15 protein-coding genes are annotated in these 17,306 nt (G+C 70.6%); 7 read left to right on the top strand and 8 right to left on the bottom strand.

Annotated features, from left to right (window positions below):
* Window positions 1-201 precede the first annotated feature (201 nt).
* The 3 genes from FXO23_RS48910 to FXO23_RS48900 form a co-directional block, all read right to left on the bottom strand.
* Window positions 202-1,569, bottom strand: coding sequence for a lipase family protein (locus tag FXO23_RS48910; RefSeq protein WP_158895786.1), 1,368 nt, complete (start codon window positions 1,567-1,569; stop codon window positions 202-204).
* A gap of 15 nt (window positions 1,570-1,584) precedes the next feature.
* The gene (locus FXO23_RS48905; RefSeq protein ID WP_158895784.1) at window positions 1,585-2,946 is read right to left on the bottom strand and encodes a lipase family protein; all 1,362 of its coding nucleotides are present in this window, start codon (window positions 2,944-2,946) and stop codon (window positions 1,585-1,587) included.
* A 106-nt stretch (window positions 2,947-3,052) separates the two neighbouring features.
* Window positions 3,053-3,673: a TetR/AcrR family transcriptional regulator gene (locus FXO23_RS48900; protein WP_158895782.1), complete on the bottom strand. Its 621-nt coding sequence runs from the start codon at window positions 3,671-3,673 to the stop codon at window positions 3,053-3,055.
* Window positions 3,674-4,007: 334 nt separating this feature from the next.
* Between FXO23_RS48900 and FXO23_RS48895 the strand changes: the two genes are divergently transcribed.
* From FXO23_RS48895 to FXO23_RS48885, 4 genes are all read left to right on the top strand, one after another.
* Window positions 4,008-5,108: a cytochrome P450 gene (locus FXO23_RS48895; protein WP_246258583.1), complete on the top strand. Its 1,101-nt coding sequence runs from the start codon at window positions 4,008-4,010 to the stop codon at window positions 5,106-5,108.
* Window positions 5,105-5,194, top strand: a complete 90-nt coding sequence (locus FXO23_RS52925; RefSeq protein WP_484476999.1) for a hyalucidin A family RiPP precursor — start codon at window positions 5,105-5,107, stop codon at window positions 5,192-5,194. Before FXO23_RS48895 ends, FXO23_RS52925 begins: the two co-directional genes overlap by 4 nt.
* Before the next feature lie 56 nt (window positions 5,195-5,250).
* Complete coding sequence (locus tag FXO23_RS48890) at window positions 5,251-6,480, top strand: cytochrome P450 (RefSeq protein ID WP_158895780.1); 1,230 nt, start codon at window positions 5,251-5,253, stop codon at window positions 6,478-6,480.
* Window positions 6,481-6,707: 227 nt separating this feature from the next.
* Window positions 6,708-8,636: a maleylacetate reductase and hydroxyquinol 1,2-dioxygenase domain-containing protein gene (locus FXO23_RS48885; protein WP_158895778.1), complete on the top strand. Its 1,929-nt coding sequence runs from the start codon at window positions 6,708-6,710 to the stop codon at window positions 8,634-8,636.
* Between the two features lie 375 nt (window positions 8,637-9,011).
* On the opposite strand, the gene FXO23_RS48880 is transcribed toward FXO23_RS48885, so the two are convergent.
* Window positions 9,012-10,178 carry a thrombospondin type 3 repeat-containing protein gene (locus tag FXO23_RS48880; protein ID WP_158895776.1) on the bottom strand — a complete coding sequence of 389 codons (1,167 nt, stop codon included), beginning with the start codon at window positions 10,176-10,178 and terminating at the stop codon, window positions 9,012-9,014.
* 145 nt (window positions 10,179-10,323) lie between these two features.
* Here FXO23_RS48880 and FXO23_RS48875 point away from each other — a divergent pair, with 145 nt between their 5' ends.
* A complete protein-coding gene (locus FXO23_RS48875) occupies window positions 10,324-10,971 on the top strand; it encodes a TetR/AcrR family transcriptional regulator (protein WP_158895774.1) in 648 nt (215 codons plus the stop codon).
* A gap of 3 nt (window positions 10,972-10,974) precedes the next feature.
* Here FXO23_RS48875 and FXO23_RS48870 read toward each other — a convergent pair whose 3' ends face one another.
* The 3 genes from FXO23_RS48870 to FXO23_RS48860 form a co-directional block, all read right to left on the bottom strand.
* Window positions 10,975-11,661, bottom strand: a complete 687-nt coding sequence (locus FXO23_RS48870) for a TetR/AcrR family transcriptional regulator (protein ID WP_158895772.1) — start codon at window positions 11,659-11,661, stop codon at window positions 10,975-10,977.
* Between the two features lie 20 nt (window positions 11,662-11,681).
* Window positions 11,682-12,065 (bottom strand): Rossmann-fold NAD(P)-binding domain-containing protein, encoded by a 384-nt coding sequence (locus tag FXO23_RS48865; protein WP_158895770.1) that lies wholly within the window; start codon window positions 12,063-12,065, stop codon window positions 11,682-11,684.
* 68 nt (window positions 12,066-12,133) lie between these two features.
* Window positions 12,134-13,123: an aldo/keto reductase gene (locus tag FXO23_RS48860; RefSeq protein ID WP_158895768.1), complete on the bottom strand. Its 990-nt coding sequence runs from the start codon at window positions 13,121-13,123 to the stop codon at window positions 12,134-12,136.
* A gap of 202 nt (window positions 13,124-13,325) precedes the next feature.
* On the opposite strand from FXO23_RS48860, the gene FXO23_RS48855 reads away from it, so the two are divergent.
* Both FXO23_RS48855 and FXO23_RS48850 read left to right on the top strand, forming a co-directional pair.
* Window positions 13,326-14,972, top strand: a complete 1,647-nt coding sequence (locus tag FXO23_RS48855) for an amidohydrolase (RefSeq protein ID WP_158895766.1) — start codon at window positions 13,326-13,328, stop codon at window positions 14,970-14,972.
* Between the two features lie 139 nt (window positions 14,973-15,111).
* Window positions 15,112-16,128: a LacI family DNA-binding transcriptional regulator gene (locus FXO23_RS48850; RefSeq protein WP_158895764.1), complete on the top strand. Its 1,017-nt coding sequence runs from the start codon at window positions 15,112-15,114 to the stop codon at window positions 16,126-16,128.
* Between the two features lie 17 nt (window positions 16,129-16,145).
* Here the strand turns inward: FXO23_RS48850 and FXO23_RS48845 are convergent, their stop codons facing one another.
* Window positions 16,146-17,189 carry an NAD(P)-dependent oxidoreductase gene (locus FXO23_RS48845; RefSeq protein WP_218952425.1) on the bottom strand — a complete coding sequence of 348 codons (1,044 nt, stop codon included), beginning with the start codon at window positions 17,187-17,189 and terminating at the stop codon, window positions 16,146-16,148.
* Between the last annotated feature and the right edge of the window lie 117 nt (window positions 17,190-17,306).

Genomic DNA, 17,306 nt, shown 5'->3' with positions numbered 1-17,306 from the left:
TCACCACCCCCACCGGCGGCACCTACACCAGCCAACCCGAACCACTCCACGAACCCCGGTCGGCGGGTCCGATTGAGTGACACGAAGAAAGCCGACCTCTTGGCCCACTTCGACGAGTCAGGTGCCTGACAATGGCGCTGTTGGTGGCCGAAGCCGCCGACGTTGTGCAGCGGCCGACCCCATACCACACAACCGAGTCTCTTACGCCAGATCCCGTGGCCCGATCGGCTGGCCGAGCAGGGCCAGCAGATCGTTGAACAGCACCGACCCGAAGGTGGCCAGCGCGGTGGGCGAGGCCAGGGTGGACAGCACGGTCTCCTTGGTGCAGCCCCGGGGTGCCGGGGCACCGCCGAGTCGCTGTTTGAGCCAGTTGAGCGCGTCAGCGGCCCCGGTGATCGTCAGCGAAACGTGTTCGCTGAGCAGATCCCGCTTGTACGTGACGGAATCCCCCGCGGCGCAGTACCCGGCGACCAGGGCGTCGGTGTCGGCGATGGCCGGGAGTTCGTCGTGCACCGCGTGGTAGACGTACAGCGGTGCGGTCGGCGCGTGCTTGCCCAGTTTGATCTCTTCCAGCACGGGCCGCACTTCGGGCAGCTTCAGCATTTCCTCGAGCGGGATGCTGCTGTACTTGCTGATGTCCTGGAAGGCCATGCGGGCGGAAACCTCGGCGGTGCAATGGGTCGCGGCGAAGTCGAGGAGTTCCCGGCCTTCGGCGTTCACGTACTTCTCGATGACCGCGTCGATCTGCGGATAGGCCTTGCGTAGCGAGGCGATGGCCAGCCCGAACAGCCCGGCGGCCGGGCCGCCGTTGGTGCGTCCGGCCAGATCGCCCGCGTTGGCCACCGTTCCGCCCAGCGCGGCTCCGGCGATGTTCAGTTCCGGGGCATAGGCGGGCTGCATCTCGGCGGTCCACGCGGAGGCGAGCGCGCCGCCGGAGTAGCCCCACAGGCCGACCTTCGTGTCCTTCCCGTTCAGGCCGAGCGGGGCGAAGTTCTCCGCGGCCCGGACGCCGTCCAGCGCCAGGTAGCCCGGTTCGCGCGGCGCGGCCAGCAGACCTTTGCGGCCTTCGTGGTCCGGAATGGACACCGCCCAGCCCTGCTGCACGGCCGCGTCGATGAGCAGGAGTTCGGCCTGGGTCACGATGCCCTCGTTGCCCACGCCCTGCCGCAGGGCGTAGGAGGGAACGCATTGCGGCGCGGTGCTGTCCTGCGCGACCTGGTAGGACAGCAGCGGCCGCGACCGGTCCGGTTTCGCGCCCCACGGCAGGACGACGGTGGTCGCCGTCGCGTCGGCGGCGCCGTTCCGATCGGTGGTGCGGTACAGCAGTTGCCACGCCTGAACCTTCTGCGGCAGCACGGAGAACGCCGCGAGCTGGACCTCGCGGGTGCGCAGGATCGTGCCGGGCGCGGTCGTTTCGTACCCGGCCGGGGGCTGGTAGAAGGCGTCCTCTTGCGGGGGCGGCGGGGCGGTGGCCGCGGCGGGCGCGCAGGTCAGGCCGACACCGGCCACCAGGGCGAGCGCGAGCGTGCCCAGCCTGCGGCCGCGGCGGTTACGTGCGGGGGAAAACATCGTGGTCTCCATTCGTCACGCGATGTCGCTCGGGCCGATCGGCTGACCGAGCAAGGCGAGCAAAGCACCCCAGATACCGGCGCCGAGGGTCGGCAGCGCGCCGGGTGAGAACAGCGAGGACGCGACGGTCTTCGTGCCGCATCCGGTGGGCGCCGGGACGCCGGAAAGCCGTTCCTTCAGCCAGTTCAGCGCGTCCCCGGCGCCGGTGATCACCAGCGCGACGTGTTCGCTGAGGATGTCCCGCTGGTAGGTGATCCGGGCGCCGTCGGCGCAGTGCGCGGCCACCAGACCGTCCACATCGGAATGCGGGATCAGCTGGTCGTTGACCGAGTGGTAGATGAACAGCGGGGCCTTCGGGGTGTGCTGCCCCATGGTGGTCGCGGCGAGGACCTGGCGCGGCACCGGCTGGTTGAGCGGGTCCGGGTTGGCGAAATACTGATAGAGATCCTTGAACGCGAAGGAACTCACGGCCTGCGGATTGCACTGGGTCTTGACCTTGGCGAAGGCTTCCTTCCCCTCCGGGGTCAGATTGGCGTCGAGGTATCCGGCGAGTTCCGGGTACGCCTGGCTCAGCCCGGCGATCCCGCTCATCGCGATCCCGGAGAACGCCGATTTGTTGATGTTGTTCAGCACGGATTCCACGTTGACCGGCAGGCCGCCCTCGGCGACGCCCTGGATGGCGAGTTCGGGCGCGTACCCGGGATGCAGTTCCGAGGCCCAGCCGGACGCGAGCGCCCCGCCGGAATACCCCCACAGGCCGACCTTCGTGTTCTTGCCGTCGAGGCCGAGTGCCGGGAACGCCTCCGCCGCGCGGATGCCGTCCAGCACCGCCTGCCCGGCCTGTTTCCCCGCGACATAAGCGCTCTTCGGGCCTTCGTAGTCGGGCACGGTCACCGCCCACCCCTGCTGCAGGGCCGCGTCCACGAGCAGCAACTCGGCCTGGGTGACGATGTTGTCGTTCCCCGCGCCCTGCTGCCACTGGTAGGACGGCGCGCAGTGCGCCGCGGCGCTGTCCTCGGCGACCTGATAGGACAGCAGCGGCCGGGACCGGTCCGGCTTCGCGCCCCACGGCAGCAGCACGGTGGTCACCGTCGCCTGCGGCTGGTCCTGGGTGTCGGTGGTGCGGTACAGCAGTTGCCACGCCTGGACCTTCTGCGGCAGCACGGCGAACGCGGCGAGCTGGACCGGCCGCGAGCGCAGCACCGCACCCGGCGCGGTGGATTCGTATCCGGCCGGTGGGCGGTAGAAGGGATCCTCCTGGGGCGGGGGTGGCGCGGCCGCGCTCGCGGGCACAACCGCCAGCCCGGCCAGCACCACGGCGGTCATCCCCGCGGCGAGCCGGCGGGTCCATCGGGATTTCTGGGAAGACAACGTCATCGCGCCCTTTCGGGAACGGACCGGTACACGCGTCCCGGTCCTGCGTGTGACGCACGCTACTCACTTACTGGCAAGCAAGTCAACAAGATGTCTTTTCAGATTTCGATCAGGCCCGCTTGAGCGCGTGGACCAGCAGTTTCTCCAGCTGGCCCCGGACCGTCAGCCAGAGCGCGTGCTGCGCCTGCTCGCTCATCGTGAACCCCATGACGGCGACGCCGCGCAGGGCGGCGGTCGCCGTGGTGACCACCGCGAGGAAGTCCTCGTGGTCCGCCGGCTCGGGCAGGACCTCGCGGACGACGTCCAGGATGGCGCCGGTCATCCTGCGGGTGGCCGCGGCGACGTGCTCGCGCAGTTCGGGATCGGTGCGGCTCGCCATCAGCAGTTCCGCGCTCACCGCGAACCCCTGGGAGCCGTGCAGTTCCCAGAAGCGGTCCAGCAGCGCGGTCGCGTTCGCCACCGGGTCGGGCCCGTCCGGCAGCTCGGCCCGGAACCAGTCGACCATCTTGCCGGTCAGGTGCTCCAGCGCGGCGGCCACCAGCTCCGCCTTCGTGGAGAAGTAGTACGCCTGCAGCCCCCGGGTGACCCCGGCCCGCTCGGCGATCTGCGCACCGGTCACCCGGGTGTACCCGAATTCGGCGAGGCAGTCGATCGTCGCGTCGAGCAACGCCAGCCGGGCCGCCGCCCGCCGATCCGCCTGCGTGCGCCGACTGCCATTCCGCGATCGCACCACCGGAACTCCCCACCACCACGCTCACCGGCCACCGCCCGTACCCGTGGCAGCCGTTTTCCCGATCGTGCCACAGCGAGCCCGCCGCACCGCCGAACGCGGCCCGCCGCGCGCCGAACCCGCTGGCGACCGGACTCCGATTCCGCACACCGATCGGCGGAGAATGCCCGCAGCTGAATGCACGAAGTACACCGGAAATGGGTTGCCGCACCATTCCGGAGTATTGACAAAGCGCAATGCCCGGCGGAAGCTGAGGCATCTTTCCCACTGTTCCCTGGGGGTCGGTGTGGCATTTTCTCACCAGGTCGAGGATCCCCTGACCATTTTACGGGGATTGCGCAGCGAGCGGGGTTCGGTGTTTATCCGGCGCCCGGGCGAGATTTATGTCGCCGATCCGGAGATCGCCAAGGAAGTACTGGGAAACGAGACGGGACGGTACCGCGAGCATTCCGATTTCTTTCAGACGCGGACCGGGATGTTCGGTCCCCGATCCGCCCAGCTCGAGATCGGGCGGGAGGCGCGGCTGCTGCTCCTCAGATACGTACAGGAGCGAGCCGGTGCGCTGCCCGCACTCGTCGCGGAGCGGGTGACCGCGTCGAGCGGTCCGTGGCCGGATGCGGGGAATCGCCTGCTGTTCGAGCATTTCCGCGGCGCGCTGCTCGGCGACGCGCCCTCGGCCGCCCTGTCCGGCACGGTCGAGCAGGTGATCGAGCGGGCGGTGCTCGCCGGTGCCCGGGACCGGCATTCCCGCCTGGCGCGCGCCTGGTTCCGGGCCCGCGTGCGGCGCGTGCTGGCCGCGGAGATCGCCGCCCGGCGGGCGCGCGTCCAGGGTCCGCCCGCGGATCTCCTGGACGTCGTCGCGCGGGTGGGCACGCCGTCGGACGCCGAACTCGCCGAGGTGTACCTGTCCTTCCTGTTCGCGATCGTCGGCTCGGTCGGGTTCCTGCTCGGCTGGTCGCTCTACCTGCTGGGCACCTCGGATTCGCGGGCCGAACCGGTGAACCCGGCCTGGGTGGTGCGCGAAGCGTCGCGGCTGTGGCCGGTGGCCTGGTTGTTCGGGCGGAAACCCGCCCGGGCGCACGAATGCGGCGGGATCGCGGTGACCCCGGCGGACGAGGTGGTGGTGTGCGGCTACCTGGTGCACCGCGATCCCCGCCACTGGAGCGATCCGGACGAGTTCCGGCCCGGCCGCTGGGCCTCGGTTTCCGGGCAGCGGGCGTACCTCCCGTTCGGCTGGGGGCCGCATGCCTGCACCGGCGCCGGGGTGGCGACCCGGACGGTCGAGGCGATCGTCGGCGCGATCACCTCGGCCCACCGGCTCGAGGCCGTCGCCCCGGATCCCCGGCCACAACTCGCCGCCGCCCTCGCACCGCCGAGATTCACCTTGCGGTTGAGCGAGATTCACCGAACGCACCGAGGGGAGGTGAAGACATGACCAAGATCTTCCGGGCCGCGCTGTCGGCGCTGAACATCCGCCGGAGCGACCATCACTACCGCTGGTACCTGTACCACCACATCTAGCCAACTCGGGGAGCGGGTTCGTGCAGGGGTCCCGCTCCCCGTCCCCCGGAGCGACCATGTCACGCGAAGACCCGGACTTCCTCCGCGAGCTGCGGGGCCCCAGCGCGGCCGCCGACGGCGTGTTCTGGCAGACCGAACGGCAACTGATGGTGTTCGACGCCGAGGCGGCGGCCCGGGTCAACGCCGAGAACTTCGCCGAACTGACCCTGCCTGACCGGCTGGCCGACCTGCTCCGCCGCCGCTCGAGCACTCCGGTCTCCTGGAAACAGGTGCGTTCGGTGTGGCTGGCCCGGTTGCGCCACCTCGCGGGCGAGGACGGGCTGGCCGCGCTCGACGGTCGCATGGAATCGTTGCTGCGCGCCCGCCTCGGCGAGCACGTGAATCTGCCGTGGCTCGCGCACGAGGTGACCTTCCGTTCACTGGTGCCGATCGTGATCGACGGGCTTCCCGCCCGGGACCGGGCCCGGATCAGCGCGGACGCCATCGCGAAGCTCGCCCGGCTGCTGGGCGAAGCCGAAGAGGACCCGCCGCTGTGGCGGGCCGGGCGGCCGCTCGCCGTGCAGATCCGGGCCGGGCTGGTGGTGCGCAAGGAACTGCGGCGCCGGGCCCGGCGCCGCGGACCGGCGCGGGACGACCTCACCGAGCCGATCGCCACCGAACTGCTGGACGCGCTCGGCATGGACCGGGCGGTGGACGCGGTGACCGCGGTCCTCACCGCCATCGCCGGCCCGCCGGGTGCGGCGGCGGCCTGCGTGCTCTACGCGCTCGTGCGCCATCCGGAGTGGGCCGACCGGGTGGCGGCCGAATTCGCCCGCGTCGGCCCCGGCGAGCTGTACCGCTCCGGCACCCGTTGCGTCCCGCTCGCGCACCGCTTCGTGAAGGAGGTGCTGCGCAGGTGGACCGCCCCCACGATGCTGACCCGCAGCGTGCGCACCCCGCTGCGGGTGCGCGACCACGAACTCGGCGTCGGGCAGCACTACGTGGTGAGCCCGGCGATGGTGCACCAGGATCCGCGGCGGTGGCGCGACCCCGAGGTCTTCGATCCGGACCGCTGGCTGCCCGGCGCGGCGAACGGACCCGTGAGCGGGCGGGATTACGTGCCCTTCGGCTGGGCGCCGACCGGATGCGTCGGCGCCGGACTGGGCGCGGTGCAGCTGGTGCTGTGGTGCCGGTTGCTGTGCACCGCGTTCCGGATCGAGGTCACCGATCCGGCCGCGCTGCGGATGGCCGTCGGCGCGGTGCCCCTCCCCTTGGGCTTCGACGGCCGGATCGTCGCGCGGTCCTGAAATGCGGCCCCGGGGGTGGCTCGTGGCCTGTCACCCCGGGGCCTCTCAACACCCGGCACGCCCGCCGCGTGATCGAGGATGTCGCGCGGTGATCATCGGCACGCCGGTCCCCCACCCTGCCGTCACTCGCCGTTACAAAAATAGAGACGACCTGCCCAGACCGGGGAAGGACTTTCGCCCCTAGACGTGCCTGGCGCGATGCTCGCGCGCGTGTTTGGCTTGGGGCGATGAAGGAATTCGTGTACACCGCCCAGCCCGGCCGCGTGGTGTTCGGGACCGGAACCCTGCTGCGCGTGCCCGAGGAGGTCGACCGGCTCGGCCGCTCCCGGGTGCTCCTGCTCGCCGGGCCGCGGGTGGCCGCCGCGGCCGAACTACTGGCCGCGGCGCTGGGTTCCCGCCTGGTGGTCCGCTTCGCCGGGGCCGCGATGCACACGCCGGTCGAGGTCACCGAGCAGGCGCTCGAGGTGCTGCGGGAACACTCCGCGGACTGCGTGGTCGCCCTCGGCGGCGGCTCGACGACCGGACTGGCCAAGGCGCTGGCCGTGCGCACCGACGTCCCGCAGGTGATCGTGCCCACCACCTACGCCGGATCGGAGATGACCCCGCTGCTGGGGGAAACCGAGCACGGCCGCAAGATGACCCGATCCTCCCCCGCCGCGCTGCCCGAGGTCGTGGTCTACGACGTCGAGCTGACCCTGGACCTCCCCCGCGACCTGTCGGTCACCAGCGGCCTCAACGCGCTCGCCCACGCGGTGGAGGCGTTGTACGCGCCGGAACCGAATCCGGTCACCGACGCGATGGCCCTCGAAGCCGTGTCGGCTATCGCGCGGGCGCTGCCCGCGATCGCCGCCGATCCGTCCGATGTGGACGCTCGCACGCGGCTGCTGCGCGCCGCGTGGCTGGCCGGGACCTGCCTGGGTGCGGTCGGGATGGGGCTGCACCACAAGCTCTGCCACACCCTCGGCGGCTCGTTCGGCCTCCCGCACGCCCCGACGCACGCGGTGGTCCTGCCGCACGCGATCGCCTACAACGCCCCGGCCGTTCCCGAGGTGCTGACCCGGGTCGCGACCGCGCTGGGCGCCGAGGACGCCGCGGCGGGCGTGTTCGATCTGCTCGCCACGACCGGTGGGCCGGTTTCGCTGCGCGAACTGGGCCTGCCCGAAGCCGAACTCGCGCGGGCCGCGGAACTGGCCACGGCCACGCCGTATCCCAATCCGCGCCCGGTGACGCCCGCCGGGATCGAGGCGTTGCTGGCGGACGCCTGGCACGGGCGGCGCCCTGGCGGCGGTGTCTCCCGGCGGCCGGTGCCCGATCTGAGCTGGCTCACCGACCAGGTCGTGGCCAGCTTCGACCGGACGCCCGGCGACCGCGAGCGGCGGCTGCTCACCGATCTCGTCCGGCAGCTGCACGGATTCGCGATCCGCCACGACCTCACCGAGGCCGAATGGGCCCGGGCGATCGAGTTCCTCACCCGGACCGGGCAGATCTCCAGCGACATCCGGCAGGAGTTCATCCTGCTGTCGGACACCCTCGGCCTGTCCAGCGTGGTGGACCTGCTCACCAACTCCCGCACCCCGGACACCACCCCGTCGGCCGTGCTCGGCCCGTTCTACGTGGACAATCCGCCGGAGGCCCGGCACGGCGACGACATCGCCCAGGGGCTCGACGGCACGCCGCTCTGGGTGGACGTCCAGGTCACCGATCAGGCGGGGCAACCGATTCCGGCCGCCGTGGTCGACGTGTGGCAGTCCGACAAGGACGGTCACTACGATCTCCAGCTACCCGATCTGGACGGCCCCGTGCTCCGCGCGCGCCTGCGCACCGGCGACGACGGCCGGTTGACGTTCTGGTCGATCGTGCCGCCCGCCTACCCGATCCCGGACGACGGACCGGTCGGCCGGCTGCTCGCCGCCGTGGGACGGCATCCCTACCGCGCGCCGCACGTCCACTTCATGATCAGCGCGCCCGGGTTCCGGCGCCTGGTGACCCAGCTCTTCGTCGCCGGGGGCGACTACCTGGACTCGGACACCGTGTTCGGCGTCAAGGAAGGACTCATCGTCGACTTCGAACCCGGCACCGGCGCCCCGCCCGGCGGCCGCCCGCTCGACCGCCCCTGGCGCCGCCTCACCTACACCTTCCACCTCGCCCGCATCTGAAGGTCCCCAATGAGGTTTCTCGGTAGGCTTCTCGAGAGGTGCTCGGAGTGCTCGATGCGGCATGGGGGAACCTTGCCTTCCTGCGTGCGCCGAAGGCCGCAGTGATGCTCGCCTCCTCCCGGAACGGGGAACTCGCGGCAACGGCCCCCACCTGCCGCGAGTCCCCCGTTCCGGATGCGCGAGTCCCCCATCTCGGCACACCGAATTCCCCATCTCGGTAGGCGAGCCCGACACCCGGGCACCCCACGAGCACGGCACCACACCACACACCGAGAAACCCCAATGCGGCCTTCGGCACCTTCAACGCCCCGAAAGCCGCATTCGGTACCTTCAACGCCCCCAACGCCACATTGGGGGATTCTCGGTGTGCGAGGGTCAGGCGGTGAAGCCGTAGGTTTCCGGTTTGGTCCACTTCGGATTGGCCTTCTCCCAGGCTTCCCACGCCTGGAGGTCCGGGTCGTTGGACTGCCACATCATCCAGCCGAACTGGAACAGTTTGCGGTCACCGCTGGGCTTGACCAGATCGGCGTTCGCGTTGCAGGTCCAGATGCCCTCCTGCAGCGCGCGGCACTCGTCGTAGACCAGGATCGAGGCGAAGAACGGCACCTTCACGTTCGGCAGCGGGAACCCGCCGAGGTTCGCCCCGGTGACCTCGCGCCAGTCCATGATGATGGTCGACCGGCCGTCCTGGTACGAATCGCCCCGGATGACGTGGCCGAACACGGTCTGCGGCCGGCCGTTCTTGAAGATGTCCGGGAACGCGTCCACGATCGGTTTGAACCAGGGCTGCTCGGTGATCGACGGGAAGAACCGGTTGGTGATCGTGCCGCCTTCATTGGTCGGGGTGAACAACCGCTTGCCGCCCCAGACGTGCGCGGTGACCCCGGCCTCGATGAAGTTGGTGATCGCGCCGGTCGAGCAGTCGAACTCCTTCTCCGGCAACGGGAAGTCGACCTCCGGGAAACCCAGGAAGTACTCGACCATGTTGACCCAGCCGTCGTTGGCGTTGGTGCAGACCGGGCCGCCGTGCACCAGCGTGTCGTTGCCGAACATCGGCCCGCCCTCGCCCAGGTACTTGTACAGCTTCTGCTTGAGCGGTTCGGGGGCGATCATCTGGGCCTTCTGGCTGCGGTGCCAGTTGCCGTTCCAGCCCGAGCACGCCTCGCCGAGCTCCGAGTTCAGCCGGAACGCGGCCCCGGGATGCTGCTGCTTCCACTGCACCGCGAGCGGATCGTCGCCGGTGCCCGCGGGCCGGACGGCGGGTTGCTGATCCTGGTTGGGCACCAGCAGGCAGTTGTCGAACTTGTTGGCCACGCCGTCGTGGTCGAAGTCGTCGTACGCGTAGCGCCCGGGCACCGCGGGCGGTGGCACCGGGACCGACACCCGGGGCTGATCGTTCGAACAGCCCCACAGATCGCATTTCACCGGGGCCGGCGCCGCGCTCGCCGCCGGCAACGCGGCCAGGGCGGCGAACAAGGCCGTCGAAGCGGCGAGGACACCGGCCGTCAAGCCCGGCCGCCGGAGCGGATTCTGATACCTCACGTGTGCATCCTCCTTGACAGACACGATGGGAGCCGGGCTCACCTACCGGCTAGTAGGAACGTGCCAGTTCCCGAAAGCTTTGACAAGACCTTCTGCCAAATTCCGGGAACCAGCCCGTTCCCCGTGGTCGGTAAACTGGTCTCCGATGAGTGCGGATCCTTTGGTGCGGCTGCCCAGTGGCAGGCACGGGCTGAGCCGTGAGGACGTCCTGGCCTCCCAGCGGGGCCGCCTGCTCCTGGCGGTGGTCGACGCGGTGGCCGACAAGGGCTACGAGGCGGTCACGATCACCGACATCGTGGAGCGCGCGGGTGTCTCCCGCCGCGTGTTCTACGAACAGTTCGCGAACAAGGAAGCGGGTTTCCTGGCCGCGTTCGAACTCGGCGTCGACCACATACTCAACCGGCTGGGCGCGGCCGTCCGCTCGCTGCCACCGGAGGACTGGCGCGGCCGCATCCGGGCCAGCCTCGAGGTGTACCTGGCCGCGCTCGCGAAAGAGCCCGGCTTCGCCCGCTCACTGCACGTCGAGATGCTGCGCGCCGGCCCGCCGGTGCTGGCCCGCCGGGCGACCCTGCTCACCGTGTTCGCCGAGCGCACCCGGCGGGCCTACCAGCAGGCGCGACGGCTGGACCCGGCCCTGCCCGAACTGCCGGACACGGTGTTCCCGCTGCTGGCCGGCGGGCTCGACCAGCTCATCCGGGAACACCTGCGCACCCGCGAAGCGCGGACGCTCCCCGAACTCGCCGGACCGGCGATCGACGCGACGCTGATCCTGCTCGGTGGCCCGTCCGCTTGATCCTCACCGCGGGCTGGCCAGCCGGGTGAGCCATTCCCGCAGCAACGCGTTCTCCGCGGCGCCGAGTTCCTCGGCGCCTTCGCCGAGCAGGGACAGCAGCTGCGTGGCCACCGCGGACGCGGTCTTCCGCTTCGACGGCGGCTTCCGGCCCACGATCAACGCGTCCAGCAGCGCTTCCCGCACCAGCGCCGACCGGGCCAGGGTCAGCTCGTCGTCCGGCTGCGCGATGGCCTGCAGGGTCACCCCGACGACCGCGGCCTCGATCGACCGCGCCGCCAGTTCGACCTCGACTCGCAGCCGCCCCGCCCGGGCCAGTTCCGCCAGCATCGACACCAGCATGGCGTGCGCCTCCTCGGCCGCGGCCGAGGGCTTGCCCGGTTTGGCGTTGCCGTACATCAGCGCGTAGAACGCCGGATGGCGGCGGCCGAACTCGACCTGGACGTCCCAGCCGCGGGCGAGGTCGGCCACCAGGTCACCGGTGCTCGGCTGGGCCCGCTTCTCCGCCAGGTACGCCTCGAAACCGTGCGCCACGACCGCGTCGAACAAACCCTGCTTGTCGCCGAAGTGGTGGTACAGCGTCGGCGCGCCGACCCCCGCCTCCGCGCAGATCGCACGGGTGGACACCGGTTCCCCGTCCGACTCGCTCAGCAACCGGGCGGCCGCGTGCAGAATACGTTCCCGCGCTTCCATGGTAACAATGATACAGAATATTACTTAGCGACGGTATACGGTTGCCGCAGGTCGTCGATGCCGATGCGGCGCATCAGGTCCGCCTTCGCTCGCTCGGCGGCCGCGTTGACCTCCTCGGCCATCGCTCGCGGATGCGCCTTCGGCGGGGTCAGCCTAGCCATCCCGTCGGTCACCACGTCGATCCCGAACCGGGCGACCTCGTACTTCACCGCCTGCGCCAGCGCGTCGAAGGCGCCCTTGGTGGCCACATACGGTCCGAGCAGGGTCAGGTGCCCGGCGTTGTGCACCACGACGTCCAACCGGCCCTGTTCGTCCATTATGGACTCGACGGCGCGGTCGCAGTCGAGTCCGCTGGCCGCGGCGAATTGCCGCGCGGCACCGGTGACGAGAACGGTCGAACTCATGGGTTCCTCCCACCGTCCGATGCGGACTCGACGGTGAGCCGCCCGTTGCTGATGAAGATCTCCCGGTCCTAACGTTCGCTGTCCAGATCGGCCATCAGCGGGGCGGCGTACCGGTCCCCCGCGGCCGCGTCGGCGGGCACGGCCCGCTCGATGTCGGCCAGTTCGGCCTCGGTGAGCCGCACGTCCAGCGCGCCGAGGGCCTCGGTCAGGCGCTCCCGGCGACGGGCACCGACCAGCGGAACGATGTCCTCCCCCTGCGCGGCGACCCAGGCGATCGCCAGCTGGCTCACCGCGACGCCCTTCGCCTCGGCGAGCCGCCGCAGTTCCTCGACCAGCTTCAGGTTGTGGTCCAGGTTCTCGCCCTGGAAGCGCGGGCTGATTCCGCGGAAATCGTGCCCGGTGAGCTCCCGCCGCGCCGACCAGTGCCCGGACAGCAGGCCGCGGGACAGCACGCCGTACGCGGTGACGCCGATCCCGAGTTCCCGGGCGGTGGGCAGGATCTCCGATTCGATCCCGCGCGACAGCAACGAGTATTCGATCTGCAGATCGGCGATCGGGTGCACCGCCTGGGCCCGGCGGAGCGATTCCGCGCCCACCTCGGACAACCCGATGTGCCGCACGTATCCGGCCCGCACCAGTTCGGCGATGGCGCCCACGGTGTCCTCGATCGGCACCGCCGGGTCGACCCGCGCGGGCCGGTAGATGTCCACGTGGTCGGTGCCGAGGCGCCGCAACGTGTAGGCGAGGAAGTTCCGCACCGCCTCCGGTCGCCCGTCGTAGCCGGACCAGCCGCCGGCCGGATCCCGCAGCGCGCCGAACTTGACGCTGATCAGCGGCCGGTCCTGCGCCCGCAGGGCCTCGCGGATCAGCAGTTCGTTGTGCCCCATGCCGTAGAAGTCACCGGTGTCGATGAGGTTGATCCCGGCGTCCAGGGCGGCCCGGATCGTCGCGATGCTCTCCGCGCGGTCGGCGGGACCGTACAGGTCCGACATCCCCATCGCGCCCAGCCCGAGGGCGGAAACCTCCGGGCCGTCCTTACCCAGCACTCGATGCCGCATCTCTGACTTCCTTTCGATTTGACTAACGTCGATACGTAGAACTGTAGAGCAGCGCTATACGATGGCGCAAACGGTCGATATAGTGATCGGCATAACAGCGATGTCGCCCTTGGCTCGGCCCTGGCAGTCACGAGCCGTGTATGCAATCGTTTGGCGCGGCCGAGCCCGACGACGGGCTCACCGGAACCCGGGAGATGACGACGTGGCCCTGGAAGCGGACCTGGTACTCACCAACGGCCGGATCACCACCCTCGCCACCGGGGAAACCGCGCCCGAAGTCGAGGCGCTGGCCGTACGCGACGGGCGGGTGGTCTTCGCCGGGACCGCGGTCGGGGCGGGCGACCACGTCACCAGGAATACCAAGGTGGTCGACCTGGGCGGCCGCCGCGTGCTCCCCGGCCTGATCGACTCGCACATCCACTTCGTCCGGGCCGGGCTGACCTGGAACGACGAGGTGCGCTGGGAGGGCGTGCCGGAGCTCACCGCCGGGCTCGCCCGGATCGACGCCGCCGCGCGGGCGCTGCCCGGCGGTTCCTGGATCCGGGTCATCGGCGGCTGGCATCCCGCCCAGTTCGCCGAAGGCCGCGGCCCGACGCGGGCCGAACTCGACCGCGCCGCCCCGCGGCATCCGGTGTTCCTGCAGTGCACCTACGACTGGGGCATGCTCAACACCCGCGCCTTGGCGGAGATCGACCTCGGCCGCGCGCTCCGCGACGGGGTCGACCCGGCGACCGTGGACGTCGAAGCCGGTGTCCTGCGCGGAATGGCCGCGCTGCGCTGGCTCTACTGGCAGCTTCCGGCGCCCACCCTGGCCCAGCAGGTCGAGTCGACCGCGGCCGCCTCGGCGGAACTGAGCCGGGTCGGGCTGACCGGCCTGATCGACGGCGGCGGCTCCAACTCGGGCCCGGACATCTACCGCGCGGTGTACGAGGCCTGGCGCCGCGGGCGGCTGACGGTCCGGACCCGGCTGCTGGTGCATTCGGCCAAACCGGGTTCGGAACTCGACGAGCTGTCCGGATTCCTGCGCTACCTGCCCGCCGGGCTCGGCGACGATCTGCTGCGGGTCCTGGGCATGGGCGAGATCGTCCACTACGGCGTGCACGACGGCCTCGAACGGGATCCGAAACCCTCCGGCGCCACCGTCACCGAACTCGACCACCTCTTCCGGGCCTGCCTGAAAGAGCGGTGGCCGCTGCAGATCCACGCGATCCGGCCGGACACCATCGAACTCGTGCTGCGGCTCTGGGAATACCTGCCCGACCGCGAGCTGCTCCGCGGCCTGCGCTGGAGCCTGGTGCACGGCGAGGGGCTCGGCGCCGACCAGTCGGACCGGCTGGCCGAACTGGGCGCGGGCCTGCTCGCCCCGGCCATGCTCCGGTTCGAAGGCGAGGACTGCAAAGCGCCCTGGGCACTGGACCGGACCGGGTTCCTGCCCCCGTTGCGGCGGCTGGTCGACGCCGGTGTGCGCGTCGGCGGGGGCACCGACGCGATGCGGGTGGCGGCCTATCACCCGTTCACCGCGCTGCACTGGTACGTCACCGGCCGCACGGTGTCCGGCCGCCGGCTTTCCGACCCGCGCAACCTGCTCACCCGCGAAGCAGCGTTGCGGCTCTACACCTGCGAAGCGGCGTGGTTCAGCTTCGAGGAGTCCAGCCGGGGCCGCCTGCAGCCGGGCATGCTCGCCGATCTCGTGGTGCTCGACCGCGACTACTTCGCGGTGCCCGAGGACGAGATCCCCCAGGTGCGCGCCGACGCCACCCTGGTCGGTGGCCGTCCCACGTGGACGTCCCCGAAGTTCGCGGACGCGTTCACCGCGAACGTGGGTGCGACGGTTCCTCCACCGGCTTGATCCAGTTCCGCCGTTGTCCGAAGTGGTCACCGACGAACAGAAATCCTTGCGGTACGGAAGCATGTACTGGCAAAACCTTTGATCGAGGCGTGTTAGCCTCGGTGCAATCGTTTTCCCAGTTGGTCGGGGTGCCCTTGCGATGACGAATCCCCCCACGCTCAAGGAGGTCGCGCAGCGCGCGGGCGTGCACGTGACCACGGCCTCGCGTGCCTTGAACCCGGCGACCAGTTCGCTGGTCAACGCGGCCACCATCCGCCGGGTGCAGGCCGCGGCGCGGGAACTGCGCTACCAGCCGAACGTGATCGCCCGGGGCCTGAAGACCGCGCGGTCGATGTCGATCGGGGTGCTGCTCCCCGATCTGACGAATCCGTTGTTCCCGCCGATCGTCCGCGGGATCGAGGACGTGCTCGCCGCGGCGGGGTACACGACCCTGATCGCCAACACCGACAACGACCCCGACCGGCAGGCCGCGTTGTTCGATTCGCTGCGGGCGCGGCAGGTGGACGGATTCCTGGCCGCGACCGCGCACCGGGACGACCGGTTGTTCACCGAGGCGCATCAGCAGGGCGTGAACGTGGTCCTGGTCAACCGGCGCCTGGACCAGGCCGACGTCCCGTCCGTGGTCGCGGACGACCAGGACGGGATCGCCCAGGCGGTGCGGCATCTCCTCGAGCTCGGGCACACCCGGATCGGGCATGTCGCCGGCCCGGAGGACACCACGACCGGCCGGGCCCGGCTGCGCGCGTACCGGCAGACCCTGGACGACGCGGGGGTGCCGGCGGAGGCGGCGCTGATCGCGACGGCGGGTTCGTTCACCGAGGCCGAGGGCGCCCGCGCGACCCGCGCCCTGCTCGACCAGGCGCACGGGATCACCGCGGTGGTGGCGGCCAACGATATGATCGCCCTCGGCTGCCTGGACGTCTTCACCGAGCGCGGGCTGCACTGCCCGGGGGACCTCAGCCTGGTCGGCTTCAACGACATGCCGTTCGTCGACCGGTTGACGCCCCCGCTCACCACGGTCCGCGTTCCGCACTACGACATCGGCGCCGAAGCCGCCCGCATGCTCCTGGACCGCCTCGCCAGCCCCGGCCTCCCCGCCAAATCGATCACCCTCCCGGTCACCCTCATCCCCCGCACCTCCACCACCACCCCTTGACCCGGGAGATCCTCCCCTCAGGACAGTTCAGGCTGCTCCGGTTCGAGACCGTCGGACACCGGCACGTTCTCGGGCGCGAGCGCGAGCCCGGCGGCCTCGGCCTGTTCGAGCAGCAGCGCGGCGAAATCGTCGCTGACGTGCCCGTGGCCGATTGCCCCCTGCACGAGCTGGCGGGTGAGCGAGGCGACCGGCATCGGCACCTCGAGTTCGCGCGCCGCCTCGAGGCCGAGGTCGAAATCCTTGCGCAGCAACACGGGCGTGAACGTGGGCGTCAGGTCGAGGTGGACGAACGCGGGAGTCTTGTAGCGGGTGAACACCGACCCCATGGCGGAATCGTTGAGGAACGAAAGGAAGGCCGCCCGGCTCACCCCGCCGCGTTCGGCCAGCACGGTGACCTCGGCGAGCGACTGGGTGACCACGCCGAGGAAGACGTTGTGGCACAGCTTGACCAACCGGGCGACCTCGCCGTCACCGGCATAGGTGACGCTGCGGCCGATCGCCTCCAGATAGGGCCGCACCTCTTCGAACGCCTCCGCCGGGCCGGAAGCCACCACGGACAACCGGCCCGCCCGGGCGACCTTCGCGTTACCGGAAACCGGGGCGGCCACCAGGGTCGTGCCGAGTTTGGCCGCCTCGACCCGCACCTCCGCCGACACGTCGGCGTCCACAGTGGACGAATCGACCAGGATCTTCGGCGCTGCCCCGTCCTGGCGCAGCAGCCCGCCGTCCCCCAGGGTCACCTCGGCGAAATCGGCACTGGCCGACACCATGCTGAACACCACGTCCCGCTCGGCGAGGTCGGCGATCGCGCCGACGATCGTCGCGCCCAGTTCGGCGAGCGGTTCGGCCTTGGCCCGGGTGCGGTTCCACACGGCGACGTCGTGACCGGCCGCGAGCAACCGGCTCACCATCGCGTACCCCATCCGGCCGGTGCCGATCCACCCGAGCCGCGCACCGGCGCTCAGCACACCCAGATCCTGGTGCCGCGCGTTCGTCCGCTCGCCTTGCAAACGTTTGCAGTCATGGCAGAAATCGTGTGCCACGGCAGCGGTAGCTGTCAAGGTGCAAACGTTAGGGGTGAAGCGAGGGAGCCGTTTGCCTGGGTCGTGAGGGTTTGAGCCGGTCTGGTGTTTTAACGTTGTGAGGGTTTGGTGAGCAGGGCCGCCGCGTGGCGGTGG

Source organism: Amycolatopsis anabasis, from assembly GCF_009765355.1.
In the GTDB taxonomy this organism is placed as follows: Bacteria; Actinomycetota; Actinomycetes; order Mycobacteriales; family Pseudonocardiaceae; genus Amycolatopsis; species Amycolatopsis anabasis.
The sequence above is the reverse complement of the archived record's forward strand: the minus strand, read 5'-3'. Positions and strand labels throughout refer to the sequence as shown.

Bases quoted from the DNA above. Each gene is read 5' to 3' on its own strand.
- FXO23_RS48910 (WP_158895786.1), bottom strand. From the start codon at position 1,569: ATGTTTTCCCCCGCACGTAACCGCCGCGGCCGCAGGCTGGGCACGCTC.
- FXO23_RS48890 (WP_158895780.1), top strand. From the start codon at position 5,251: ATGTCACGCGAAGACCCGGACTTCCTCCGCGAGCTGCGGGGCCCCAGC.
- FXO23_RS48875 (WP_158895774.1), top strand. From the start codon at position 10,324: ATGAGTGCGGATCCTTTGGTGCGGCTGCCCAGTGGCAGGCACGGGCTG.
- FXO23_RS48850 (WP_158895764.1), top strand. From the start codon at position 15,112: ATGACGAATCCCCCCACGCTCAAGGAGGTCGCGCAGCGCGCGGGCGTG.
- FXO23_RS48905 (WP_158895784.1), bottom strand. From the start codon at position 2,946: ATGACGTTGTCTTCCCAGAAATCCCGATGGACCCGCCGGCTCGCCGCG.
- FXO23_RS48870 (WP_158895772.1), bottom strand. From the start codon at position 11,661: ATGGAAGCGCGGGAACGTATTCTGCACGCGGCCGCCCGGTTGCTGAGC.
- FXO23_RS48860 (WP_158895768.1), bottom strand. From the start codon at position 13,123: ATGCGGCATCGAGTGCTGGGTAAGGACGGCCCGGAGGTTTCCGCCCTC.
- FXO23_RS48885 (WP_158895778.1), top strand. From the start codon at position 6,708: ATGAAGGAATTCGTGTACACCGCCCAGCCCGGCCGCGTGGTGTTCGGG.
- FXO23_RS48865 (WP_158895770.1), bottom strand. From the start codon at position 12,065: ATGAGTTCGACCGTTCTCGTCACCGGTGCCGCGCGGCAATTCGCCGCG.
- FXO23_RS52925 (WP_484476999.1), top strand. From the start codon at position 5,105: ATGACCAAGATCTTCCGGGCCGCGCTGTCGGCGCTGAACATCCGCCGG.